The organism is Bacteroides caccae, assembly GCF_002222615.2.
Classification (GTDB): Bacteria; Bacteroidota; Bacteroidia; order Bacteroidales; family Bacteroidaceae; genus Bacteroides; species Bacteroides caccae.
Genome location: NZ_CP022412.2, coordinates 598,188 through 624,999, shown reverse-complemented (window position 1 = coordinate 624,999; position 26,812 = coordinate 598,188). Strand labels below are relative to the sequence as shown.

Here is a 26,812-nt window from a genome sequence, read left to right as displayed (position 1 = left end):
CTTTCCTATATTTGAAAACTTTTAAAGCCTTATTATTTTTGTAATTGATGATATACTTGTATATTTGGCTCGATTTTGTTAATTGAAAAAGTAATTTGTACAACAGCTGAAGAATTTAATAGGGAAGTTAAGGCAGACATGATGCCATTCGTATTTAAAGAAGAAGGCTACCTCTATCCGATTCAGCAGGAATATTTGAACAAGAATCCGAAATTGGTACAGAATCCTAATTGGTAATTGAGTTGCCATAAATAGACATATACATATCACACTTTCCCTTAATTCCCTTATATAGGGGAAGTGTGATTTACTATACAAAACACTGATATATAAATGATAAAAAATTATTTCCTGCTAGGAAGCTTGTTATGTAGTATGGGTGCCTTTTCTCAGTCTACCGTATGGAAACATACCGGATGGGAAGCTCGCATTTCAGACAAGGGCTATTTGGAACAGATTATCTTCAAGGATAAGAAAGGTAATGACACCATTCCTTTCTTTCGTTCTGGGCAAGGTAACTGTGGTCCTTCTTTTTATGCTGAAATCAGTGGTAAAGAAATTACCGCAGCTTGGATACCTGACGGATATCTTTCTTATCGGAGTACGATAGACCAGGTGGAATGCCGTCTAACGTATCAGTCATGGAAAGGGCAGCCGGCTTTGAAAGTTACTCTTGAAAACAAAGGGAATGTACCTTTTCAACCGACAAAGGCGGGACTGAAATTGGGAATCGATACTTATATGGATAAGTATCCGGACTGGTTTGGAAAATATTTCCCAACGCTGATGCGCAATGAAAAGACACATTTCTACGGTTATCTGCAAACCCCTGCAGGACACGCTTTGGGAATTGTATCGCCACAGCCTGTAGCTTCATGGAGTGTGGCTTACAATCTGGGTTATCAAGATCCACCTCCACATTGGTTTATGGGGCACCGGATAGAGTCATTAAATCTGGATTTGATGAATGCATTACCTTTGCCCGAACGCAATCCACAAGATTTGTGGATGCTGAAACAAGGGGAGATCAAGAGCTGGACTATTGTGCTCATGGATATAAATCCGTTGGGGGAATTTGAACACGTTATACATAAGGCGACTGGCATACCGATGATCTCTGTTGATCGGACGACTTATGTTCCGGGAGAAACCGCATCTTTTGAAGTTCTGTCTGGTTCTAAAGATATCAAAGTGTTGGATGATAAAGGGCAGGAGTTGAAGGTCAATATCCGGACACAGGGAGAGGGAGTAAAGCAAGTGTCGTGTGTACTGCCGGATGTCGGGTTGTATACAGTACGTGTCAGGGACAATGGAAAAGAAACAGAAGGTATTCTTTCAGTACATCATGACTGGAAATGGACTATGGAACAGGCACGTCGGAATGCTTTGAAATATCACCAGAAAGCTACTTCACACATAGAAAGTTGGTATGGCTTCCATTCTTCTTTTATTGCTGCACAATATTTTCCGGATAAACAACTGGATAAAGCTTTACGTGATCGCTTTGATTATTTATTCGGCTTGTTACATGATCAACAAAAGATGGAGCCTAAGTACCACGCTTCACGCATACAGAATACTTCGGGGACAATAGGTTTGTTAGTAGACAAATATCAAGCTTATGGTGATATAGCCGACTTACAGAAGGCTTCTCGTTTGGCAGACTGGTTGATGAACAATTGGCAACGTGAAGATGGTGCCTATGTCAATCATCATATTATTTATACCAGCGTTATCTATGTAGCGAAAAGTATGCTGGAACTTACTTTGGTCGAACGTGAGTTAGGCAAGAAGAATACTGTATGGGCAGAGGCGGCGGAGCGCCATTATCAATCTGCCAAACGTGCTATCGACCAGTTGGTTGCTTCACAAGGTGACTTTGAAACAGAAGGAGAACTTACTTTTGAGGATGGAATGATTTCCTGTTCTGCACTTCAGATTGGAATGCTGGGATTGATGCAGAAAGACGAAAAGGTGCGTAAACATTATACAGACGCTATGTTACAAATTCTGGAGAGTCATGATTGTCTTACCCAACTGCGAGTCCCCGATGCCCGCCGGAGGGGTGGAACCATGCGTTATTGGGAAGCACAATATGACGTGCAGATGTTGCCGAACATGTTCAACTCTCCTCACGGTTGGAGCGGCTGGCGTGGTTACGCTACCTATTATGCTTATCTGCTGACAGGTGAAGAACGCTGGTTGAAAGAAACTTATAATGCGATGGGAGCTTTTTCTCATCTGATTGATTATCGTACAGGAAATCTTCGCTGGGCATTTGTTGTAGATCCGTATCTGAAAGTAAAACAGGCTTGCAGTGCTGATACACATGTGACACAAGATTCATTGAGTTTTGGAAATCCACATCCTGAACTCTATGATACACGCGAATTTATTATAGGTGAACAATATGTGAATATGGTTAGTGATTGGCAGACAATTAATACACAGGATAACGATGTGCACGAAGTATTCAAGTGTATTGCTGAATCTATGCTTACTAACGCCTTTATTGTAGAACGTCCGGACGGCTCGGTTGTCGGATACAACTGTATTATTGAAAAGCAAGGAAATAAACTGAAGGTCAAAGCAAATGAGAAGCAAATAACTAATCTTCATTGTAACTTGAAGCATCCATTCACAGTCGTGTTTGATAAAGTAGATAAGGTGCTGGAGGCAAATTATTTGGGTTGGGCATTTGGAACGGATATCTATCAATAGAATAAAAGGATATATTTTATGAATTTCAAATTCCATATGGCGGTAGGGGAATTGCTCTGCTCATCTCAAGAGAGTTCGTACATAGTTTGATCGGCAGAATGGCTGAATTATGGTGGATAATAAATAAAGGCGTAGAAAGAGAACCAGTTCTCACTCTACGCCTTTGTTATTAGATAAATTATGAATTTACTTCACTTCCCAAGTATCATTAGTCATCAACAGCTCTTGGAAATTGTGGTATTTCTTCTTGCCTTTGATTTCTTCGATTTGTTCTGTAACTGCATCATTGTAGGTCGGAGCATCTACATCGCGGATTACACCGAGTGCAATCGGGAAGTCGGGACCTTCCATCAAGGCCAGTTTCAGTTGAAGTGTATTGTCCTGGCAGTGTGCATCGTGGATAAGAATATCTTTTTCTGTGATACCGTTTTCACCGAGTTTCACTACTTTCAGTCCGAAACCTTCCTGCATTAATCCGAATTCTTTGTTTTCACCGAACAACATCGGTTTACCATGTTCCAGATAGATCGCGTTCTTGGCACGTCCTTCTTTGGTTGCAACGCTGGCATGAGTTCCGTCGTTGAAAATAACACAGTTTTGCAGAACTTCGACAACCGAAGCACCTTTATGAGCGGCTGCTGCTTTCAATACTTCTACGGAAGCGGCACCGTCTACAGCGATACAGCGTGCAAAGAAACGTCCACGTGCACCGAAAGCAAGTTCTGCCGGATGGAATGGGTCTTCTACTGTTCCGTAAGGAGATGATTTACTGACAAATCCACGTTCGGAAGTCGGTGAATATTGTCCCTTGGTCAAACCGTAAATGCGGTTGTTCAGCAGAATCATATTCAAGTCAATGTTACGGCGGACAGCGTGGATGAAGTGGTTACCACCGATTGCCAGGCCATCACCGTCACCGGAAATCTGCCAGATAGTCAAATTGGGATTAGCTACTTTGGCTCCTGTTGCAATAGCGGCTGCACGTCCGTGTATAGTGTGGAAGCCATACGTATTTACATAGTAAGGCAGACGGGAAGAACAACCGATACCCGAAATTACGGCAATATCATGCGGAGCTGTTCCCAGTTCGGCCATAGCCTTATGCAGTGAATTCAGGAAAGCGTGGTCACCGCATCCCGGACACCAGCGGGGCTGGCCTGATTTATAATCTTGTACGGTATATACTTTATCGCTCATCTCTTATTCCTCCAATAATTTAGTAAATGCATCTATCAATTCTCTCGTAATGAAAGGCTGTCCTTTCACTTGGTTGAACTGGCTGATGTTCAGTCCGGGTGCTTTCATGCGCAGGTAACCTGCAAATTGTCCCAAGTTCTGTTCAGCTACCACGATCTTTTTATATTTACGTAATACGTCAGCCGTGTTCTTCGGTAGCGGGTTGATATATTGGAAGTGGGCGAAAGCCACTTTCTTTCCATGTTCGCGCATATAGTCCATAGCCAGACGGAGATGGCCGTAAGTACCACCCCAGCCTACAATCAGCAAATCTGCATCTTTGTCGCCCAATACTTCGAGCTCGGGGATGTAGTCTGCAATTTTGTCCACTTTGGCTTGACGAAGGTGAACCATTTTATTGTGATTTTCCGGTTCGGTAGAGATTGCACCTGTTTCGTTACTCTTTTCAAGACCACCGATACGATGCATGAAGCCCTCTGTTCCCGGGATAGCCCAATAGCGTACACCAGTTTCTTCGTTACGTTGGTACGGGGTCCAGTTTCCTGCCATATCAGGAGTTACATACGGTGGATTGATAGCAGGATATTCATCCAAGTTAGGAAGTTTCCAGGCTGCAGAGCCGTTAGCTACAAAAGCATCAGTCAACAGTACAACCGGAGTCATGTGTTCCAAAGCGATTTTAGCTGCCATATATGCAGCATCAAAACAGTTGGTCGGTGATGTTGCAGCAATGACGGGCATCGGGCTTTCACCGTTACGTCCGTAGAGAGCTTGCAGTAAGTCGGTCTGTTCTGATTTCGTAGGAAGACCGGTAGACGGTCCGCCACGCTGTACGTTGACGATCACTAGTGGAAGTTCGCCGATAACGGCAAGGTTCATTGCCTCACTTTTCAGGCAGACGCCCGGGCCGGAAGTCGTAGTTACTGCCAGGGCACCGGCAAAAGCTGCACCGACAGCAGATGCACAACCTGCGATTTCGTCTTCGCACTGTACGGTTTTTACGCCCAGTGATTTATGTTTGGCTAATTCGTGCAGAATGTCAGTGGCCGGAGTGATAGGATAAGAACCCAAGTAGAGTTCCAGACCAGCTTTCTCGGCTGCAGCTATCAAGCCGTATGACGTTGCCTTATTACCATTAATATCTGTATAAAGTCCTTTGGATTTTGGAGCTTTGCTTTCGATCTTATAAGTAGAGACAGAAGCGTGAGTGTTGGCTCCGTAGTTGAAACCGTCGTTCAATACCTTGATGTTGGCTTCTGCAATTTCGGGCTTTTTGGCGAATTTCTCGCGCAGCATTTTCTCGGCTGCTGCCAGGTTACGGTTGAACAACCAACAAACTAACCCCAGCGCGAACATATTTTTACAACGGAGAACGGATTTGTTGTCCAGTCCTGAATCCTTCAGGCTTTCTTTACACATGGAAGAAATAGGTACTTCAAGTACTTCTTGCTTAACACCCAATTCTTCGAAAGGATTGTCAGTCTTGAATTGTGCCTTTTCTAAATCTCTGGCTTCGAATGAGTCGGAGTCGGTGATGATAAGTCCTTGCGGTTTACAGAATTTGATTTGTGTTTTTAGTGCGGAAGGATTCATTGCTACCAATACGTGACAACGGTCTCCGGGAGTGTAAACTTGCCCGGCGCCGATGTGTACTTGAAAACCGGAAACCCCGGTTAACGAACCTTGCGGAGCGCGGATGTCTGCCGGGTAATCGGGGAATGTACAGATGTCATTTCCTACCGTAGCCGACATGTTCGAGAAGATGTTGCCGGCCAGCTGCATGCCATCGCCGGAGTCGCCGGAGAAACGTACTACGACTTCCTCCAATTCTTTAACCATCATTTCGTCTGCCATAATTTTAATTACTATATTTAATTTAAAAACTATTTTTACTTTCAATTTGTGAGTACAAAGGTCGGAAAGTTAATCGAATTATCAAAATAAATCAGTCTTTATTGCCCTATTGACGCTGAATATTTGAAGTGTCTGGAAGGAACCTTTATTTTTATTCTTGTTAAATCAACAGAAACCGTTATCTTTGCAAGCAAATTTATAACGGCCTTGTAGTTCAACGGATAGAATAGAAGTTTCCTAAACTTTAGATAGGGGTTCGATTCCCCTCGAGGCTACTACAAAGAGGAATCTATAGGAAGTTGTGTTGTAGGCTTTCATGCTGTATCAAGTTTTAAGTTTTACAATAGCTTCTTTCAAGATTAACGTCTTATAGCTTATATTTGTTTTAATAATCAATAGAAAAAGCCTCTTCCGAACATCCGGAAGAGGCTTTTTCTATTTCTGGACTTTATTATTCTTCCGTAGCTGCCGGTACTACAACTTTTTTGTTCTTCATCATGTTGTATGCAATCGGAGATGCAATGAACAGTGAAGACAATGTACCGATAACAACACCGAGAATCATTGCGAATGCGAAACTGCGGATTGAATCACCACCGAGGATGAAGATACACAGTAACACGATCAATGTACTCAATGATGTATTGATAGTACGTGCAAGTGTAGTGTTCAAAGAGTCGTTGAACAACTGACGTTTGTCACGTTTCGGATACAGGCCGAAGAACTCGCGTACACGGTCGAAGATTACCACTTTATCATTAATAGAGTAACCGATAGCCGTCAGGATAGCACCGATAAATGTCTGGTCAATTTCCAGAGAGAACGGCAGGATGCCCCAGAACAGTGAGTAAGCACCGATAATCATAATGGTGTCACAACTCAAGGCCACAATAGAGCCGATACTGTAAGCAATGTTACGGAAACGGAGTAAGATGTACAGGCCGATAGCAAGCAATGCCAATACAACAGAGTAGATAGCACCTGTCTTAATATCGTCTGCGATACTCGGACCTACTTTCTGTGAACTTACGATACTACCACCGGTATGATTGTCACGATCGATGAAAGTTTCCAAAGAAATGTTTTGAGTCAGTACCGGTTTCAGAGTTTCATACAAGTATGATTCAATTTCTGAGTCCACGTTGTTACCTGCATCTTCGATGCGGTAGTTTGTGCTGATACGTACTGTTTTCTTATCTGTACCGATAGCGATAACACTTACGTTAGCATCACCGAACTTGCTGGCAATTAGCTCGCGTACTTGTTCCGGTTCAACCGGGTTTTCGAACTGTACCTTGAAGTTACGTCCACCGGTGAAGTCGATACTCTGACTCAAGCCACGGATTGCAAATGAGCTGATACAAACGATAATTACTGCACTGACGATAATAAGGGACTTCTTGTTCGTACCCATAAAATCGAAACGTGTATTGGTCATCAGGTTCTTTGAAATCTTAGTTGTAAATGTCAGCCCCAGCCACTTATCTTTACTCATGAAGTGTTCGTAAACCAGACGAGTCATGAACACAGCTGTAAAGAAGGATACAAGGATACCGATAATCAATGTCGTAGCAAAACCACGGATCGGACCGGTACCGAAGTTGAATAGGATGATACCTGTAATGATAGATGTCAAGTTAGAGTCAAAGATAGCCGAGAATGCGTTGGAATAACCGTCAGCAAGTGCTTTCTTCACTCCCTTACCTGCGCGAAGTTCTTCTTTTGTACGTTCATAGATAAGTACGTTCGCATCCACTGCCATACCCAGTGACAACACCATACCGGCAATACCGGACATTGTCAGCGCAGCCTGGAAGGACGAAAGGATTCCCAGTGTAAAGAAGAAGTTGAGGATCAATGCCCCATTGGCAACCATACCCGGGATGATGCCATACATAGAGCACATATAAATCATCAACAGAATCAAAGCAACAACAAATGAGAAGATACCCGCATTGATAGATTCCTGACCCAGTGACGGACCTACGATATCTTCTTGTACGATGTGAGCCGGAGCCGGCATCTTACCTGATTTCAATACGTTAGCTAAGTCCTTTGCCTGCTCCGGAGTGAAATGACCTGTAATCTGTGAACGTCCGCCTGTGATCTCAGTGTTTACGTTCGGTGCAGAATATACATAGTTATCAAGAACGATAGCGATAGCACGACCGATATTCTGTTTGGTCAGTTGAGCCCAACGGCGTGCACCGTCAGAATTCATAGACATGCTGACAGCCGGTTTGCTGTACTGGTCGAATTCGTCTTTGGCATCTGTTACTACGTCACCTTCCAACGGAGCTTTGCCGTTGCGTTCGGTAGATTTGATTGCATACAATTCGAAAGTCTGACCTTTTTTGTCAAATTCGGAAGGAGAAACACCCCATTTCAGACGGAGGTCTTTTGGAAGTTCTGCTTTGATTTCCGGCATAGCCAGATATTTGTTAATGTCTGCAGTGTCCTTGTAGTTTGCATATCCGATAACCGGACCCTGCCCACTAGAGTTTAATTGCAGTATAGACAGCAAAGGATACTGTTTCTTGATCTCTTCCATGTTCGCAGCAGTTGCATCATCTTGTTTGGCGTCTCCTTTCAGAGCGGCAGCAAGGCTGTCGGCAGCACTTACGGCTTTCTTAGTCGGAGTTGCTTCGGTAAGAACAGCAGCTTTTGTAGTGTCTGTTGTAACAGAATCAGTAGTTGTTTCCTGAGTTAACACTGCACGCAATTTAGCGTCTGCTGACTGCATAGCCGGAAGAATTTCTTTGGCGGTATATGTTTCCCAGAATTCCAGGTTAGCCGAACCTTGAAGAAGTTTTCTCACACGTTCCGGTTCTTTGATACCCGGCAATTCTACCATGATACGTCCCATTTTGTCTTCCAGGCTCTGGATGTTCGGTTGAACCACACCAAAGCGGTCGATACGGGTACGAAGTACGTTGAATGAGTTCTCAACAGCCGCTTTTACTTCTTCTCTCAATACTTTTTCAACTTCCGCATCCGTTGATTTCTGGCTAACCTTGTCTTTCAACTGTTGTGTAGCGAATAGTTCGGAAAGTTTCGCGTCCGGAGCAATTCTGTGGTATTCTTTGACAAACAGGGTGATTACATCATCCTGACTGTTGATAGCCTGTTTTGCTGCTGTTGCCAATGCGTTATTGAAAGCTTCGTCCGGCTTGTTGTCAGCCAGTGCTTTAATAACATCAGGTACAGAAACTTCAAGGATAACATTCATACCACCTTTCAGGTCCAAACCTAAACTAATCTCCATTTCACGACATTGTTTCAGCGTCCAGTTACCCAGCCAGACCTTCTCATTGGAGAGAGAGTCAAGGTAGTCTTGTTCTACTTTCATGTCGCCGTTCGCAATTTCTTTCGCCTTGTTGTTATAATGGCGTGTTACGAAGGAGAAGGAGAGGTAGAACACGCATACCAGCGTGAGTAATACCGCAAAAACCTTTACAAATCCTTTGTTTTGCATTTTACTTTTAATTTATGATGATTACTTTTTTAATTTAATTTTCAGTTAAATTCTGTCGTACACAAGTCCTTTTTGCCGCATACAAGGCTGCAAATATAGTTTTTTTTTCACATTCATGTGTAATAAGCCCTCAAATATTTGATGTTTAAGGGCTTTTTTACCGATTTATTTCATTCCTCTGTTTTTCAGCAGTGGCTCCATGCTCGGTTCTGTGCCACGGAAATTTTTGTAGAGAGTCATCGGGTCTTCGCTGTCACCCTTCTCCAACACGTTCCGACGGAACAATTCGGCGGTGTTTTTGTCGAAGATTCCATGCTCTTTGAAAGCTTCAAAGGCGTCGTTATCCAGTACGTTAGCCCACAGGTAACTGTAATAGCCGGCTGCATATCCGCCGATGATGTGATTGAAGTAAGTCACACGGTAACGTGGGGCAATTTCAGAGATAAGATTGAGCTTGTCCATAGCTTCTTTTTCGTACGAAACAACATCTAAATTCTTTACATCTTTCAGCATGTGCAGGTTCATGTCAAGGATAGCGGCAGCCAGCAGTTCGGTAGTCATGAATCCTTGGTTGAATGTTTTCTGCTGAAGTATTTTTTCGATGATTTCATCGGGGATTACTTTACCGGTAGCATAATGTTTGGCATACATTTTCAACACTTCCGGTTCGGTTGCCCAATGTTCGTTGATTTGAGAGGGAAGTTCTACAAAATCACGTACAACATTGGTGCCGGAAGTTCCTTTGTATTTGCATTGGGTGAGCAAGCCGTGCAGTGCATGTCCGAACTCGTGAAACAGTGTTTCCACTTCATCCATTGTGAGTAGAGAAGGGGTGTCACCTATCGGTTTGGTAAAGCTGCAAACATTGCATACTAGCGGACGGATTGGCCCACTTTGTTCGCGGTAGTTGCTCATCCATGCTCCGCCGCTTTTTCCGGGACGTGGGAAGTAGTCTACATAGAAGATACCGAGTTGGGAACCATCGACGTCTTTTACTTCAAACACTTCTACATCAGGGTGATAAGTAGGGATATCTTCCAGCTTGCTTAGGGTGATACCATATAGTTTATTAGCTACGGCAAAAGCACCTTCGCGGACATTTTCCAATTTGAAGTAAGGTTTCGTGTCTTCTTCGGACAGGTTGTATTTCTCTTTTCTGAGTTTTTCGGTGTAGTACCACCAGTCCCATGCTTCCAGTTTTTCACCTTTGCCTTCCTTGTCCATAAGTTGCTGAAGTTCTGCGGCCTCCGATTTCGCTTTTGGCAGGGCGTAGCTCCATAGATTATTCAGGAGGTCCATTACGTTATTAGCATTTTTAGCCATGGTTTCGTCTAACACGAAGTTGGCATAGCAATCGAAACCCAATAAGTTCGCCTTTTCCAGACGGAGGGAAATGATTTTGCTGATTACTTCTTTATTGTCGTTCTTATCGTTATTATTTCCACGGTTGATATATGCTTTATACATCTTCTCACGGAGTGGGCGGTTTTCTGAATACTGCAGGAAGGGCAGGCGGCTGGCGTTATGTAGAGTAAACAACCATTTTCCCGGTTGTCCGGCAGCTTTAGCCTCTTCGGCGGCACTTTGGCAGAACCATTCCGGCAGGCCGGCAAGGTCTTCCTGCTTGTCAACGAAAAGTTGGAAAGCATTATTCTCGTTCAATACATTGTTGCTGAAGGTGATACCGAGTGTAGAAAGTTCCTTGTTGATTTCACGGAGGCGGGCTTGTTGTTTTGTGTCGAGGTTGGCTCCGGAGCGGACAAAGCTTTTATAGGTCTTGTCTAGCAGTCGTTGTTGTTCTATTGTCAGGTTCAATGAGTCTTTTTGTTGATAGACATCGTTTATCCGTTTGAAAAGTGTCTGGTTCAAGGAAATATTATCTTCGTGTTCCGAAAGAACCGGAGCCAGTTTGATAGACAACTCGGTCAGCGAATCGGTCGTTTCTGCGTCTGTCATATTGAAAAAGATAGCACTGACACGGTCTAAAATGGGAGCACTGTTGTCCAGCGCTACGATTGTATTTTCAAATGTTGGAACTTCCGGGCTCTCGATGATAGCCTCGATGTTCTGATTTTGTTCTTCGATACCTTTCAGGAAGGCGGGTTCGTAATGTTCCAGTTTAATCTTATCAAAAGAAGGAACACCATACTCTGTTTGAAACTCTGTAAAGAAAGGATTACTTTCTGTTTTTGTAGTACAGGAGTACATCATGCAACTTGCAGCTAAAATGGTTAGTGTTTTTTTAATCATCATAAGTGTTTTATATTAGAGTTTACAGTTTTTATCGCTTGCTGATATGGCACCAGATAGGATAGTGGTCCGAAGCCTTTATAGATCGGTCTACGGTGCAGTTATAAGCTTTCAGGTTAGGGCTTATCAGGATATTGTCGATACGGAAATAGAATTTGTTCTGATTATACGAGATTCCTAATCCTTTGCCGGATTGGGTAAATGCGTCGTCCAATTTTTGAGTCAGGATACGGTGAGTATACGAGATAGAGCCGTCGTTGAAATCACCACACGCTATAATAGTCGGATATTTGCTTTCTGTAATGGCTTTGTTTACGGAGTCTGCCTGCGAAGCGCGGATGGCTGATGCTTCCGCTAATTTTTTGACCAGTTGCCGAAGTCCGGTTTTTACCTTCTTGGCGTTCGGGTCCTTAATCATATCCTCATACATTCCCCGGTCTTCCTTGGTAAGTTTGTTGGACTCCAAATGGTTGTTAATCAGAGTGACTGTGTCATTATTCACTGCCAGCACATATTTGACGGAACCATTGTATGTACTTTCATAATCAATGGGAGATACTGAAAGTATGGGATATTTAGAAAAACAGGCAAGCTGTACGTCGCTTCTGTTTTGTCGGCGAACGGAATAATAGGGATATGCTTTCAATGCTTTTTTGATGTCTGCTTCTGTCAGATATTTCTTATTCTGCGCTGCATTATATTCTTGCAAACAGATAATATCTGCTTTGCTGTTAACCAGGTATGATAAGATTGGATTCTTTCCGTCTTTCTTTTCCAAATTGCTGAAATTCATTACATTATAAGAAAGAATTTTGATACTTCCTTCTGGGATTGTCTTGGTAGTGGAATTGAAAGGAATATAGGTCCTTATCTGCGGAAAGCAAACCAAAAAACCGATTAGCGGTACTAAAGCATACCGGTAATTGATGAATACCCAGAAAATGATAAAAGCGATATTGATTACCAAAAATAGTGGAAATGCAAGCCCCAGTCCAGAGGAAAGCGGATTCAATTTCGGATTAAGATAAGGACTGTAAGCGCTCAATATCAGCGTTCCTACGAAGAAAGCGTTGATAGCTAATATCAGATATGCGACAATTTTGCCAATATGTTCCATCTTATTATCTTTTGCTTGCATCGAACAAGCTTTTCTTTTCCTCCGTCGTCAGACTGTCGTAACCGGATTTTTTCAATTTATCCAGAATGCGGTCTATTTCGTCAGACTGTGCTTTTTTATGGGCGTTGTAATCATAATCTTTTTCACGACTGGTCGTGCCTCCTCCGTAATGTACTTTCATTTTGGGTTTGTGTTTCCATGTCTTTTTCTGGAATAGAGAGATAAAAGCGTCCAGAAGCCAGTTGATCCATGCGGTCAGATCCGCCCCTTTGCTTAGGCTGGTGGCAAACCAAAGTCCGGCAAGAGCGCCGCCCAAGTGAGCGATATGTCCTCCGGCATTGCTTGACGTGATAGATAATACGTCAATTCCTATAACAACGAGTGCCAGATATTTGAGACGGATTGCGCCGAAAAGAAAGAGTTGTACCCGGTAATTGGGCTCACGGTAAGCAGTGGCAGCCACAATCGCCAAGACGGAAGCCGAAGCTCCTACTAGTGTAGAAACTGCTACTTCCTGATTGAACAAAGGAAATACATTGTAGGCAACCATATATAATAAACCTCCAAGGATACCTCCCAATATGTACAAACCTCTTAAATGCTTTGCTGAAAAAAAGTGTAGAAACAAGCTTCCGAACCAATACAACCAGAGCATATTGAATAGGATATGCAGAAGACCGGCGTGCATGAACATATAAGTGATAATCGACCATGGTTGATGAAAGAACCGAATAAAGGAAGCCGGTAAAGCGAATATGCCGAATATATCGGGTATACTGTGCTGAAATAGTTGCAAGAAAACATTGATTAACGTGCCAATGATAAAAATGCTTACGTTAATGTAAATCAGCTGGATAAATATATTCCCTCTTCTGAATGTCTCTTTTAAATCAGTTATAATATGTCCCATTGTTTTTACTTTTTTTTCTCCAATACAAAATCAGAATAAGCCCGAATAGCATTCCGCCCAAGTGAGCAAAATGAGCTACATTATCTCCGGCACTGTTGGCAAGTCCTGCCCATAACTCAATCGCAGCATATCCGATAACGAAGAATTTAGCCTTGATAGGGAAAGGCAGCGGAAAGATAAACAGTTGGTTGTTGGGATACAACATTCCGAATGCCAGCAAAATGGCGTAAACGGCTCCTGAAGCACCTACGGTAGTCATCATGTTGAGATACTGGTCCATAGAAATGATGCCGTAACCTATTAAGTTCACTTCCGTGTGTTGGCTCAGTTCCGTTATGTACTGAATATATTGAACCCCTTCCTGAATGAGTCCTGCACCGATACCGCAAAGGATATAGTAAAACAGGAAACGTTTGGGGCCCCAGGTTTGTTCGAGAATCGGTCCGAACATGAAAACGGCAAACATATTAAAAAATATATGGCTGAACCCGCCATGCATAAACATGTACGTGATGAGCTGTGCCGGATTGAAATCACTTGCGAGGAAAAAATGTAATCCTAGATAATTAGCTAAATCTATACCGTAACGTTGGGCTACAAGCGTTCCGAAAAATACTAATACATTGATAATTATCAGGTTTTTAGTTACAGTTGGCATCATTTTAAATTCTGAATATTTAGATACTAGATGCAAAAGTACGAATAAATTCTGTTTTAAAGCATGAAAAAGACTTCCTATTAGCTCTTTTTCAATAATTTGCTGCGTTTTTTTTATGTTTTTATTTGATATGTTGTTTTGTTCGGCTATATTTGTGGAATTAATCCCTTGTAGGATAATCTTTTGTGTAACATATATATTAATTAATCATTTTACGTATTATGAATAAGTCTGAACTTATTAGCGCAATGGCTGCTGAATCTCAAATGAGCAAAGCCGATGCAAAAAAAGCACTTGATGCTTTTATCACTTCAGTTACTAATGCTATGAAAGCTGGCGATAAAGTATCTCTCGTTGGTTTTGGTACTTTCTCTGTAAGCGAAAGAGCTGAAAGAACTGGTATTAACCCTTCTACAAAGGCAACTATTACTATTCCTGCAAAGAAAGTAGCTAAGTTTAAAGCTGGTGCTGAATTGTCTGCAGCTGTTGAATAAGATATCATAGTTGAAAGAAATTAGAAAGAGGAGACGTATACGTCTCCTTTTTTTGTATCTTTGCGCGCAAGAAACAACTTGATTATGAAGATAGAAGATAAACTTGTAGCGTCCGTCATTAGCGGACTGAAAGCACTCTACAGTCAGGAAGTCCCTGAAAAAATGGTGCAAATTCAAAAGACCAAAAAAGAATTTGAAGGACATCTGACGCTGGTCGTGTTCCCTTTTCTGAAAATGTCAAGAAAAGGACCGGAACAGACGGCGCAGGAAATCGGTGAATATCTGAAGGTGAACGAACCGGCAGTAGCAGCTTTTAATGTGATAAAAGGTTTCCTGAACTTGACTATCGCATCGGCTACGTGGATCGATTTGCTGAATGAAATTCAGGCTGACGAACAATATGGTCTGGTGAAAGCTACCGAAACTTCGCCATTGGTGATGATTGAGTATTCTTCTCCGAATACGAACAAACCTCTTCATTTAGGTCATGTGCGTAATAACCTTTTAGGTAACGCATTGGCTAACATTGTGGCGGCAAATGGTAATAAGGTAGTAAAAACAAATATCGTAAACGATCGTGGTATCCATATCTGTAAATCCATGCTGGCATGGAAGAAATATGGAAACGGTGAAACCCCGGAAACTTCCGGCAAAAAAGGTGACCACCTCGTTGGCGATTATTATGTATCTTTCGATAAGCATTATAAAGCGGAGGTAAAGGAACTTATGACTGAGTTTGCGGCACAGGGAATGAGTGAGGATGAAGCTAAGGCGAAAGCGGAAGCTGCTTCTCCCTTGATGCAGGAAGCTCGTGAAATGTTGGTGAAGTGGGAAGCCGGTGACCCGGAAATACGCGGATTGTGGGAAATGATGAATAACTGGGTGTATGCCGGATTTGATGAAACTTACCGGAAAATGGGTGTCAGCTTCGACAAGATATATTATGAATCCAACACTTATCTCGAAGGGAAGGAGAAGGTTATGGAAGGGCTGGAAAAAGGTTTCTTTTTCAAAAAAGAGGACGGATCTGTTTGGGCGGATCTGACTGCTGAAGGTTTGGATCATAAGTTGCTTCTTCGTGGCGATGGTACATCTGTTTATATGACGCAAGATATCGGTACAGCTAAACTTCGCTTTGCAGACTATCCTATTGACAAGATGATTTATGTAGTAGGTAATGAGCAAAACTATCATTTTCAGGTGCTTTCTATTCTGCTTGACAAACTCGGTTTTGAGTGGGGCAAGAGCCTGGTTCACTTCTCTTATGGAATGGTAGAGTTGCCGGAGGGCAAGATGAAATCTCGTGAAGGTACGGTGGTGGACGCTGATGACCTAATGGAAGAAATGATTGCCACTGCTAAAGAAACTTCACAGGAACTTGGCAAATTGGATGGTTTGACACAGGAAGAAGCTGATGATATTGCCCGTATCGTCGGTCTGGGTGCATTGAAATATTTCATTTTGAAAGTAGATGCGCGTAAAAATATGACGTTTAATCCGAAAGAGTCTATCGACTTCAATGGTAATACAGGCCCGTTTATTCAATATACTTATGCTCGTATTCAGTCTGTGCTTCGTAAAGCTGCCGAATCGGGTATTGTGGTTCCCGGACAGATTCCTGCTGGTATTGAATTGAGCGAAAAAGAAGAGGGGCTGATTCAAATGGTTGCCGACTTTGCTGCTGTTGTCAAGCAGGCAGGGGAAGATTACAGCCCGTCTATTATTGCGAATTATACTTATGATTTGGTGAAAGAATACAACCAGTTCTACCATGACTTCAGTATTTTGCGCGAAGAGAACGAAGCGGTGAAAGTGTTCCGTATCGCTCTGTCGGCTAATGTGGCCAAAGTCGTGCGTTTGGGTATGAGTTTACTGGGTATTGAAGTACCTTCCAGAATGTAAGACATTCTCTGAACAAAATATCTTTCTACGGGGTTGCTTCATTATGTATATAATGAAAGGAATCCCGTTAGATCATTTTATAAATATGTTGCGTGTCGTATGATTCCCCTCTCTCTTTGTTTGATAGAGTGTATACCGATAGGGGATTTAAGGTAGGATAAAGTAAAAAAGAAAGGCAGACAAAGTTCAAGCCTTGCCTGCCCGATTCTGTTTCTTATGCTGATAATTGTTATTTCTTAGGATACTTATACCAGTCTTTAGCTTGTGCGCCATTAGATTTAACCCATGTCGTAAACTTCGGATACGATTCGTCTATTCTTATACCTTCCTCAGGGATCGGGAATTCACTAACCGGCATATTGAGTGCAAACGGCATCAGATCTATTGAAACATAATATAAATCTTCTTCTGGCCTGGATACGTCTTTTCCTGTTCCTAATAATGAAAGATCGGCTTTATCAGTAGGAGGATATTTTACCAAGTGCACTTCTCTACCTCTGGCTTGGCCAGATCCTACGAAGATAAACGGATTGTAAGGTGGCAATATACTTTTCGAAGTAACATCATTTACTTGGATAGTTACAGTGTATTTCCTGGCTTTTTCTTCTTTATTATCAAATATTGCCATATTATCAAATAGCAAGATTGTAGGATGTGATTGACCAGCCTCTGTTTCTCCGGGCATATATTGGGATTTGGGCGCATACGAAGGGCTTTCAATAGTAACTTTGCTAATATCGCTATTAGTAGTGTTATGCAATTGATAACCAAAACCATTCACTAAATAACCTCCACGATGTAATGGAGTGAACTCGTCAACAACCTTATAGATACGATTGGTCAGTATTGATTTATATACTTTACTGGTATATCGTATCATTACGTCATTCATATCGTAATCTCCCTGCTCCGGCCATAAGTCTTCGAATGTCAATATCCCGGAATAAGAAGTATAGTTGTCTTCATCAGTTGGACCTTCCGGATCTGTTGGTAACTCGGGAATTACACCTTCATCAATAGCATCTTTTTCGGCTATGTGAACATAGAAAATTGCATCACAGTAATCGAGGTCTATGTTGTCCTCAAATCCGATAGCAACAATCTGATTAGATTTACTGTCCCGTAACGATATGGTTCTTTGTCTTTGTACGCCATCCTTTCCCGGTTCATTCAAAATTGTGGTGGAGTATCGAGGGCCCATTCCTTTTACGAGATCGCCTTGTGAATCTCCGTTTGAAGGTGTGCTTCTGAATCCCATACCTTGCAGATACCAGCCAATAGTGACGCCCTTAGGAAATTTGTCTTCAAATTTTCCCGTGTCTTCATTCCAGTATTTTAGTTTAACTTCATCACCACAGACTAAAGCTCCTACTCCGGCTGTTTTATAAATAGGAGAAGCATTTGGGAATGCTAATATCCTTTTGATGTTTTCTATGGTCGGTATTTCGCTGGTCGGATAAGTGTAATACCCTACTGTATTATACCATGCGGCACTACTGTTAACAAATACTAGACTAACTTCTGTATCTTTAGTGATAGGGATATCTGATATCATATCACCATTAAAGAACTCAGGATAGTTATCATGAATGTTCCTTCCTCCCGCTTTGTCGAAGATGCTTTTTATATTATAAAGTACATCAGCAGGAGGAATATTCTTTTCTTTTGATAAGTTATTGGGACGTCCGTTGTCATCCCAGTCCATACCAGGCAGCAGTGTCCAGACATCCAAATATTTGTGCTGATTGGCTGTTGCCCCTCTGCTTATCGGGGTTGATGCTTTTTCAAGCAGGGACTTAACATAGTCATTTTGGTTGAAAGAAATACGATGATCGGCGTTAATTGTTAGTTTTACCGGAGATGCTGTACCTAGATAGTCGGATGATAGCCATACTTCTGAGATATCAGCCGGTATACTTATTCCATCTTCACTAAATTTACCATGTTTGTCAGTTGCAGCCCGATAAAAGGGTTCTACTTCTTTTTTCTTCCAACTACCATCTTTGTCATTTACTTCGATCGGATCTTGGTCATAAATCTCAAAAAGAACCGTATATTCTTCCTTAAAGCCATAGTCAATATCTAAGGCTAAACTTTGATTCATGTCGAAATCAAAGAACTGTTCTTTGGGAATCTTCTCGGGTTCTTGAAATAAATCACGTTCATTGTCTACACAACTACATATCAATGGGATACAAAATATGCCCATTAATGTCTTTACAAATATTGTTTGTTTCATATGTTAATGAAATATAAAGATATTAATGGGCAAATATAGAAATAAACCGAAAGCTTTCCAAAAGATATTTACTTCTTTTTTGCAAATTTCTTTTTTGGTGCTGAGGTAACACCTTTCTCGTCCTGTATCCTGATTAATTCCATGCAACTATGCAGGCTTAAATCCTGTGGGACAATATCTTTAGGAATCTTATAGTTATTACCTTTATATGCTATATATGGTCCGTAACGACCATTCAGAATTTCCAATTCTGGTTCTTCTGCGAACTTCTTGATGTGGCGTTCGGCTTCCTTTGTGCGTTTCTCTAGAATCAGTTGTTCCGCCTCTTCTAAAGTAATTTCCATGGGATCCATCGTTTTCGGGAGCGATACATACACCTTATTATGTAGTACATACGGACCGAAACGACCAATACCTACACTGACTGTCTTTCCTTCATATTCGCCTAACGTACGGGGCAGCTTGAACAATTCCAGCACTTCTTCCAATGTGATCGTTTCTATGGACTGACCTTTTTTCATTTGTGCAAAACGTGGCTTTTCTTCATCTTCCGCCGTACCGATTTGCGCCATAGGACCAAAACGTCCGATTTTTACCGAAACAGGTTTACCTGTTTCCGGTTCCTCACCCAAAATACGTTCGCCTACTTTATGTTCAGTCTTTATTGCCAAAGTGTTTTCTACTGACGGGTGGAATTGGTCGTAGAAGGTTTTCAGAATTGAAGTCCATTTCACTTCTCCTTCGGCAATTTCATCGAACTCTTTTTCTACACTAGCTGTAAAGTTATAATCCAGAATATCAGGGAAATATTCGGTGAGGAAATCATTTACTACCGTTCCGGTATCCGTAGGGAATAACTTGGCCTTTTCTGTTCCGGTAATTTCAGTATGATTTTCGTCTTTGACTTGTTGGTCTTTTAATGTCAGCACATTGAACATCCGTTCTTCTCCGTCTTTATTGCCTTTTTCCACATATTCGCGATTCTGAATCGTGGAAATGGTAGGCGCATACGTAGATGGGCGACCGATTCCCAGCTCCTCCAATTTACGTACAAGACTTGCTTCGGTATAGCGCGGTGGGCGTTGGGTAAAACGTTCGGTTGCAACGATAGGACCGTGTTCCAGTTTCTGACCTTTTTTCAGAGGAGGCAACAGATTACTTTCATCCTCTTGTTCATTTTCATCGTCATAAGATTCACGGTATACACGCAAGAATCCATCGAATTTAATAACTTCACCGATAGCTGTAAAGACTTCACTACTACTGCTAATTGATATTGTAACAGTTGTCTTTTCCAGTTCCGCATCTGCCATTTGTGAGGCAATGGTACGTTTCCATATCAAGTCGTACAGTTTTTTCTCCTGCGCTGTCCCTTCGATGGACTGGTTTTCCATATAGGTAGGACGGATTGCTTCATGTGCCTCCTGTGCCCCTTTGGTTTTCGTTTCAAAGTGACGAGGATGCACATAACGTTCACCCATCATTTTGATGATAGCATCCTTACTGCCTATGGTTGCAAATTCCGACAAGTTCACGGAGTCGGTACGCATATAGGTGATAAATCCCGATTCGTACAAACGTTGGGCAATCATCATAGTTTGCGCCACCGTATAGCCTAATTTGCGTGCAGCTTCCTGTTGCAATGTCGAAGTTGTGAACGGAGCAGGAGGTGTTTTCTTTAACGGACGGGTAGTAATATCTTCGATAGCAAAATTAGCTCCTTTACATGCGTTGAGGAATGCTTCTGCTTCTTTCTTCGTTTTGATACGGTGGGCCAGTTCGGCTTTCATCTCCACTAGTTTCCCATCAGTGTCGGGCACAAGGAAAACGGCGGTCACACGGTAAGCTGCTTCCGATTTGAAAGCATGGATTTCGCGTTCGCGCTCAACAATCAGTCGAACGGCAACCGATTGTACACGTCCTGCCGAAAGCGCCGGTTTCACTTTTCTCCAAAGTACAGGAGACAGTTCAAAACCTACGATACGGTCCAGAATACGTCGTGCTTGCTGTGCATTCACGAGGTTAATGTCAATATCACGTGGTTGTTCGATTGCTTTTAAGATAGCACTTTTCGTAATTTCATGAAATACGATTCGTTTTGTGTTTTCCGGTTTTAGTTTTAAGACCTCATACAGATGCCAGGCGATAGCCTCTCCCTCGCGGTCCTCATCGGATGCGAGCCATACGGTTTCTGCCTCTTTCGCTTCTGCTTTCAGTGTGCTAACCAGAGCCTTTTTGTCTGCCGGAATTTCATAATTGGGTTTAAAATTCTTCTCTACGTCGATACTGAACTCTTTTTTCTTCAGATCGCGTATATGTCCGTAACTTGAAAGGACTTTGAAATCTTTCCCAAGAAACTTTTCAATCGTTTTTGCTTTTGCCGGAGACTCGACAATGACAAGGTTTTTCTGCATAATTCTTTCTTTTATAATGGCTTGTACCACAATATTTGGGCACAAAAGTAAAAAAAAAGATTCTCCCTACCTTATAATATAAGGAGAATCTAATGTTTTTTAGTAAAATAACGTCAGCCCGATATAAATCAGTTATAACTATAAATTTTCTTTTTCAGCGCATAGAAGTATTCGTAGGAGGTGGAAGAACATACCAACGGTTATGCTAAATTCATGTTTAAATAGGTTCGAAATTAATTCGTATTTTATATACGGAAGAAAAAGTACTTTACTTATAATTAGAATTTGAAATAAAACAGTACTATTAAAATAAAATTTATTATATTTACAAATCGTATTGTATGTCTTACTAAATATGAGTAAAGTTCTGTTAAAAATATATTTAATATTCTTCTTTGTCGGAATGGCTCATTCCATTCGAAGCCAATCCCCTTACTATTATTATAAACAGCTTGGAATTAAAGAAGGACTTTCGCAGTCAAGAGTACAATGTATCTTGAATGATCATAGAGGCTATTTATGGATTGGTACAGAGTCTGGTTTGAATTGTTACGATCGCGATCATTTGAAACACTATTTGCATCGGCCGGAGGACGAAAGTACATTGCCCTCAGATAATATAATTTTTATAGCGGAAGATTCTTTGCATAATTTGTGGGTAGCCACAACAGTTGGTATTTGTCTTTATAATAGAGGCCATGATAACTTTAAAACTTTATCAAGTAATGGTAAACCTATTTATGTTGCTTCCAGTTTATTGGTAGAAGGGGGAATTTTGTTGGGTGGGTCAGGTGATATTTATAAATATACTTATGCCACTAATAAACTTGAACCTTTATATTATGCAAAGGATCCTGCTTATTATGTTCCTTTTTGGGAGATGGTGCGTTACGATGACGAACATATCTTGCTTAACTCATGTTGGAATGGCATATATTCTTTCAATATTAAAACCCACGAACTGAAGAAGGTAGATGCTTTTACCGGAAAGAGTTATACTACTATTTTCTTAGATTCCCATAAGCGTCTGTGGGTGAGCGTTTATGGTAGTGGGCTGTACTGCTATCAAGAAGGTAAACTTTTGAAACATTTTACAACATCCAATTCCTCTCTGACGTACGATGTCATTCATGATATTATGGAGAAAGATAATCAGCTTTGGGTGGCAACTGATGGTGGCGGAATTAACATCATTTCCTTGGATGATTTTTCGTTTACCAACATTCAGCAAAAGCAGGATGATGTTCACTCCTTTCCTGCCAATACCATTTATCGGCTTTATTTGGATTCTGCCAATAATATGTGGGCGGGCAGTATCCGCAGAGGGTTGATTGGTATAAGAAATGTATTTGCTTGTTCTTATCAGAATGTTCCTTTTGGCAATTTATATGGGTTGAGCAATCAGACCATCAATAGTTTTTTCCAAGATAGTGATGGAATGGTTTGGGTGGGGACTGATGGCGGTGGAATCAATAGGTTTGATCCGTTAACGGGAACTTTTAAGCATTATCCTTCTACTATGCATGAAAAGGTGGTTTCTATTGTCGAATATACCCCTGATGAATTATTATTTTCCTCTTTCAACGAGGGACTCTTTATTTTTCATAAGCAAACGGGACGGGTACGTCCTTTTGTTCTGGTCGATAAAGAAACAAATGATCGTGAATGTATTGACGGTTTCTCTGTCAACATCCGACGGGTAACGCCAGACAAGATTCTTTTCAGTGGCCAACATATTTTTATATACGATACTACTCGTCGTAAATTTGAGATTGTAGCCACTATGGGAAGAGAATACGAACGAAATTCGCCCTTGATCATAGCTACTGTGGGTACGAAAACTTATCTTACCGATTTGAAAAATATCTGCGAATATGATTCCTCGGAAGGGATTTTCAGGACGATTTATCAGGGGAAATATATCATTAATGATGCATCGCGTGACCAGGATGGCGTTTTCTGGTTAGCGTCTACCGAAGGCTTGGTACGTTACGATCCACGAACAGGAGAGAGCGAGTTGATCAAGACGAGTTTGTTTCAAGAGGTATCTTCTGTTGTAACTGATAACCAACATCGGATATGGGTAGGAACAAGACGATATTTGTTCGTTTATTCTTCTCTCACTCGGAACTTTGTTACATTGGACGAGGTGGACGGGGTTTTGCCTAACGAATATCTTTTTCAGGCCACTCTTCTTGCTCATAATGGAGATGTTTTTCTAGGTGGTACTATGGGGATGACAGTGATAAATTCTGGCTTTCATTTAGAAACGGAAGAAGATCATACTGTTGAATTACTAGATGTATTACTGAATGGTTTGCCTGTCCCATTATCCGAGAAGCGGGAGAAAGCTATTGAAACTATTCGGGTTCCATGGGACTTTTCCTCTCTGCAACTGAAAGTCCTGTTGAACGAGGGAGATGTGTTTCGTAAAAACTTTTTCCGGTTTAATATTGAAGGAATCGGGCAGGACTTGGCTAATTTCAATTCCAACTCTTTGGTTATTAATTATCTACCGATAGGGGAGTATACAATTACTGCTTCTTATTATACTCGTAATGGGGGGTGGAGTGTGAAACAGCCGATTCTTCATGTCGTGGTTGTTTCCCCTTGGTGGAAGAGTAATTGGTTTTATGCGGGGTTATGTATATTGGTGGGAATAGTAGTTTATGGCATTACTTTCTATTTTTATCGAAAAAAGAAAGCCAAACAGAAGCGGGAGATTCTGCGTCTGAAAAACAAAATGTATGAAGAGAAAATTAATTTCTTAACGAACATCAGTCATGAGCTTCGTACGCCTCTTACGCTGATTTGTGCACCGTTGAAGCGTATTATTAATCATGAATCAGGTAGTGATCGTGAGGTAGAAAAATTGTTAGTCCCAATTTATAAGCAAGCACACCAAATGAAGAACATTATCGACATGGTACTTGACGTGCGGAAACTGGAGGAGGGAAAAGATATGTTACATATCCTGCCCTACTCTTTGAATGAGTGGGTACGGTCTGTCGGAGATAAATTTGCCGATGAATATCGCGTGAAGGGTATTTGGCTGGAATATGAACTGGATGAGCGCATAGGGAAGGTTCCTTTTGATAAGAATAAGTGTGAGTTCGTTCTTTCCAACTTCCTGATGAATGCACTCAAGTTCAGTGAATCAAATACTACTACTACGCCAATCACCTGTCTGTTGGAGGGAGAAGGACGGGTACGGGTTTCTGTCAAGGACGAAGGAATGGGGTTGAATATGGTGGATACAGATTCTCTTTTCTCTAGTTTCTATCAAGGGATACATGAGAAGGGAGGGAGTGGTATCGGACTTTCTTATGCGAAGAGCCTTATTGCTCATCATAAGGGAAAAGTGGGTGCTTCGAATACAGAAGGAAAAGGGGCGGTATTCTATTTTGAGTTACCGTTATTGGCGGATACATATGGACGACAGGAACTGTTGCGGGCAGATACGTCTACAGGAGTGGAAGTGAATGAACAAGACAAGATTGATTATACATTCTTAAAGAAATATGCGGTGATGGTGGTAGAAGACACTTCTGAATTACGAAACTATTTGAAAGAAACGTTGAGTAATTATTTTGCTCGTGTATACGTTGCTAAAGATGGTAAAGAAGGGTTGGAGCAGATTAAAGACCGATTGCCTGACATTATCATCAGTGATGTCATGATGCCTCGGATGAATGGGTTTGAACTATGCAAGGAAGTGAAGACTAATTTGAAAATCAGTCATATTCCATTCATTTTATTAACTGCCTATCATAATTCACAAAATATGTACACCGGTTATAAGACTGGGGCGGATGTCTTTTTTCCGAAGCCTTTCGAGATAGATAGCTTGCTGGCGCTAATTCATAACCAACTACGGCAGCGTGAACAGATCAGGATACGCTATAAGGATGACAAATTGTTGACACATAAGGATATGAGTTTCAGTAATGCTGATGAGACTTTTCTGCTGAAGTTGAATACATTGATTGCGGACAACATGAGCAATCCGGAACTGGATGTTGCGTTTTTGGCTACTAATATGTGTATCAGTCGCTCATTGTTGTTTAATAAAGTGAAAACTATCACAGGTATGGGGATTGTAGATTATGTGAATAAGCAGCGTATTGAACGGTCTATCGTGTTGCTTACAACCACCACTATGAATATTACCGAGATTTCTGAAGTAGTTGGCTTCTCCTCCTTGCGTTATTTCAGCAAGGTTTTCAAATCTATAAAAGGAGAGATTCCTTCTGCTTACCGGAAACAGGATAAAGTGGGAGGCGACACCTGTTTGTGATTGATGTTAGAAAACCGATTGTAACAATGAGAGGAATGAAAATCATAAAGTATGTTTATGCTTTCATTCCTCTTCCTTTAAGAAGTCCCTAAAAACTTAGTTCTACCTTAATCAGAAAAACTATTTATTCAGTTTGCTAACCTTTACCCAATCTATTTCCATAATGGCAGGTAGATCGGTGTCATCAATAGGACCTGCCCATGAATCTGCGTTTCCTCCAAGTCCCATATTCAGAATGATATAGAAAGAAGAATCTTTGGTGAACGGCCATTGTTTCATTTCTTCTTCATTTGCCAGCTTGAGGTTCTCATAAGAGAAAGTCTTTTGGTCATTGACAAAGAACGTTATTTTATCTTCTGTCCATTCTACGGCATAGATATTCCAGTCCTCGTAGCTGCATGTTACCGATGTCGAGTTGATAGGATCTTTGATGTTCAAGTCGTAGGTATAGTGGGTATGCACTGTCTGATAAATCACATCTTCTTGCCGGATATGCTCCATTATGTCAATCTCACCGCCATTCGGCCAACTACTGTATAAGGGAGCAGACTTTTGAGGCATCAGCCAGATAGCAGGAAAGGCTCCGTCAGGATGTCTGGGGATTCTCGCTCTGACTTCAACACGCCCGAAGGTGAAGTCTACCTTACCTATTGACTCGATACCGCCGGCACGATATTCATTACCTATTTTTTCTGCCTTTAGTATCAGTTTGCCATCTTCTACATATGCTTGGTCGTAGCTTTCGGACATCTCGTCGCACCAGTCTGATGTTGATTTTTGACAGAGTACCCAGCTGTTGGGGTTGGGAATGCCATTTACGTTGAAATCGTCTATAAAGATAATGTCTTTCAACGTTTCGTCATACTTCGGTAGTACGATGGTATAAGTAATCGACTGATTGTTCGCGGTGGTGACAGTCACCTTTTGCTCTTTCTGCCAGTTTTGTATAAAGGTAGCGGGGTCTGGTGAAATGCTCGCTCCGTCCATCAATGTATAATCCACGCCGGTGATGACATTCGCATTTTCGATGGTTCCGATTTCTATCTTGTGGGTGGTCTGGTCTATCTTTCCGTGATAATAGGAGGTAGTACCCGTTTGTACATTATTCACTGCTACGGCAAAAGCTGTAAGCGGATAGTTAGTCTTTTTTTGAGTGACGTACTTCGTTTCATCGTCCAGACAAGCAAAACAGGAAATACCGATGAATGTCAGGCTCAATATAAATAATAATTTTTTTTTCATCATACTCTTTTGGTTTTATGTATTATGAGTTTAATAAGCACT

15 protein-coding genes and 1 tRNA gene are annotated in these 26,812 nt (G+C 41.5%); 6 read left to right on the top strand and 10 right to left on the bottom strand.

Annotation, left to right across the window (positions count from 1 at the left end):
- Nucleotides 1-75 precede the first annotated feature (75 nt).
- Together CGC64_RS19330 and CGC64_RS02605 are read left to right on the top strand one after the other, a co-directional pair.
- Nucleotides 76-237 carry a RagB/SusD family nutrient uptake outer membrane protein gene (locus CGC64_RS19330; RefSeq protein ID WP_122118206.1) on the top strand — a complete coding sequence of 54 codons (162 nt, stop codon included), beginning with the start codon at nucleotides 76-78 and terminating at the stop codon, nucleotides 235-237.
- 96 nt (nucleotides 238-333) lie between these two features.
- Nucleotides 334-2,721, top strand: coding sequence for a hypothetical protein (locus CGC64_RS02605; protein WP_032854936.1), 2,388 nt, complete (start codon nucleotides 334-336; stop codon nucleotides 2,719-2,721).
- Nucleotides 2,722-2,907: 186 nt separating this feature from the next.
- Here CGC64_RS02605 and CGC64_RS02600 read toward each other — a convergent pair whose 3' ends face one another.
- Both CGC64_RS02600 and CGC64_RS02595 read right to left on the bottom strand, forming a co-directional pair.
- Nucleotides 2,908-3,918: a 2-oxoacid:ferredoxin oxidoreductase subunit beta gene (locus CGC64_RS02600; RefSeq protein WP_005675235.1), complete on the bottom strand. Its 1,011-nt coding sequence runs from the start codon at nucleotides 3,916-3,918 to the stop codon at nucleotides 2,908-2,910.
- Nucleotides 3,919-3,921: 3 nt separating this feature from the next.
- Nucleotides 3,922-5,772 (bottom strand): 2-oxoacid:acceptor oxidoreductase subunit alpha, encoded by a 1,851-nt coding sequence (locus tag CGC64_RS02595; protein WP_005675236.1) that lies wholly within the window; start codon nucleotides 5,770-5,772, stop codon nucleotides 3,922-3,924.
- A 203-nt stretch (nucleotides 5,773-5,975) separates the two neighbouring features.
- Between CGC64_RS02595 and CGC64_RS02590 the strand changes: the two genes are divergently transcribed.
- Nucleotides 5,976-6,047 (top strand) — tRNA-Arg (locus CGC64_RS02590).
- A 176-nt stretch (nucleotides 6,048-6,223) separates the two neighbouring features.
- Here the strand turns inward: CGC64_RS02590 and secDF are convergent.
- The 5 genes from secDF to CGC64_RS02565 form a co-directional block, all read right to left on the bottom strand.
- Nucleotides 6,224-9,247 carry a protein translocase subunit SecDF gene (secDF, locus tag CGC64_RS02585; RefSeq protein WP_005675237.1) on the bottom strand — a complete coding sequence of 1,008 codons (3,024 nt, stop codon included), beginning with the start codon at nucleotides 9,245-9,247 and terminating at the stop codon, nucleotides 6,224-6,226.
- 165 nt (nucleotides 9,248-9,412) lie between these two features.
- On the bottom strand, nucleotides 9,413-11,497 hold the full coding sequence (locus CGC64_RS02580; RefSeq protein WP_085962096.1) for a M3 family metallopeptidase: 2,085 nt from the start codon (nucleotides 11,495-11,497) through the stop codon (nucleotides 9,413-9,415).
- A 31-nt stretch (nucleotides 11,498-11,528) separates the two neighbouring features.
- On the bottom strand, nucleotides 11,529-12,614 hold the full coding sequence (locus CGC64_RS02575; RefSeq protein ID WP_032838214.1) for an endonuclease/exonuclease/phosphatase family protein: 1,086 nt from the start codon (nucleotides 12,612-12,614) through the stop codon (nucleotides 11,529-11,531).
- 4 nt (nucleotides 12,615-12,618) lie between these two features.
- Nucleotides 12,619-13,524, bottom strand: a complete 906-nt coding sequence (locus tag CGC64_RS02570) for a rhomboid family intramembrane serine protease (RefSeq protein ID WP_005675241.1) — start codon at nucleotides 13,522-13,524, stop codon at nucleotides 12,619-12,621.
- Nucleotides 13,505-14,182, bottom strand: coding sequence for a rhomboid family intramembrane serine protease (locus tag CGC64_RS02565; protein WP_032837909.1), 678 nt, complete (start codon nucleotides 14,180-14,182; stop codon nucleotides 13,505-13,507). The genes CGC64_RS02570 and CGC64_RS02565 overlap by 20 nt, the downstream gene beginning before the upstream one ends.
- A 221-nt stretch (nucleotides 14,183-14,403) precedes the next feature.
- Between CGC64_RS02565 and CGC64_RS02560 the strand changes: the two genes are divergently transcribed.
- Together CGC64_RS02560 and argS are read left to right on the top strand one after the other, a co-directional pair.
- Complete coding sequence (locus tag CGC64_RS02560) at nucleotides 14,404-14,676, top strand: HU family DNA-binding protein (RefSeq protein ID WP_005675243.1); 273 nt, start codon at nucleotides 14,404-14,406, stop codon at nucleotides 14,674-14,676.
- Nucleotides 14,677-14,760: 84 nt separating this feature from the next.
- Nucleotides 14,761-16,578 (top strand): arginine--tRNA ligase, encoded by a 1,818-nt coding sequence (argS, locus tag CGC64_RS02555; protein ID WP_005675244.1) that lies wholly within the window; start codon nucleotides 14,761-14,763, stop codon nucleotides 16,576-16,578.
- 229 nt (nucleotides 16,579-16,807) lie between these two features.
- Here the strand turns inward: argS and CGC64_RS02550 are convergent, their stop codons facing one another.
- Together CGC64_RS02550 and topA are read right to left on the bottom strand one after the other, a co-directional pair.
- Nucleotides 16,808-18,817 (bottom strand): LruC domain-containing protein, encoded by a 2,010-nt coding sequence (locus CGC64_RS02550; RefSeq protein WP_005675245.1) that lies wholly within the window; start codon nucleotides 18,815-18,817, stop codon nucleotides 16,808-16,810.
- A 68-nt stretch (nucleotides 18,818-18,885) separates the two neighbouring features.
- Nucleotides 18,886-21,231, bottom strand: coding sequence for a type I DNA topoisomerase (gene topA, locus CGC64_RS02545; protein WP_005675246.1), 2,346 nt, complete (start codon nucleotides 21,229-21,231; stop codon nucleotides 18,886-18,888).
- Nucleotides 21,232-21,586: 355 nt separating this feature from the next.
- Here topA and CGC64_RS02540 point away from each other — a divergent pair, with 355 nt between their 5' ends.
- Complete coding sequence (locus tag CGC64_RS02540) at nucleotides 21,587-25,528, top strand: hybrid sensor histidine kinase/response regulator transcription factor (RefSeq protein WP_005675247.1); 3,942 nt, start codon at nucleotides 21,587-21,589, stop codon at nucleotides 25,526-25,528.
- Nucleotides 25,529-25,648: 120 nt separating this feature from the next.
- On the opposite strand, the gene CGC64_RS02535 is transcribed toward CGC64_RS02540, so the two are convergent.
- Complete coding sequence (locus CGC64_RS02535) at nucleotides 25,649-26,773, bottom strand: DUF4971 domain-containing protein (protein WP_005675248.1); 1,125 nt, start codon at nucleotides 26,771-26,773, stop codon at nucleotides 25,649-25,651.
- Nucleotides 26,774-26,812: the final 39 nt, after the last annotated feature.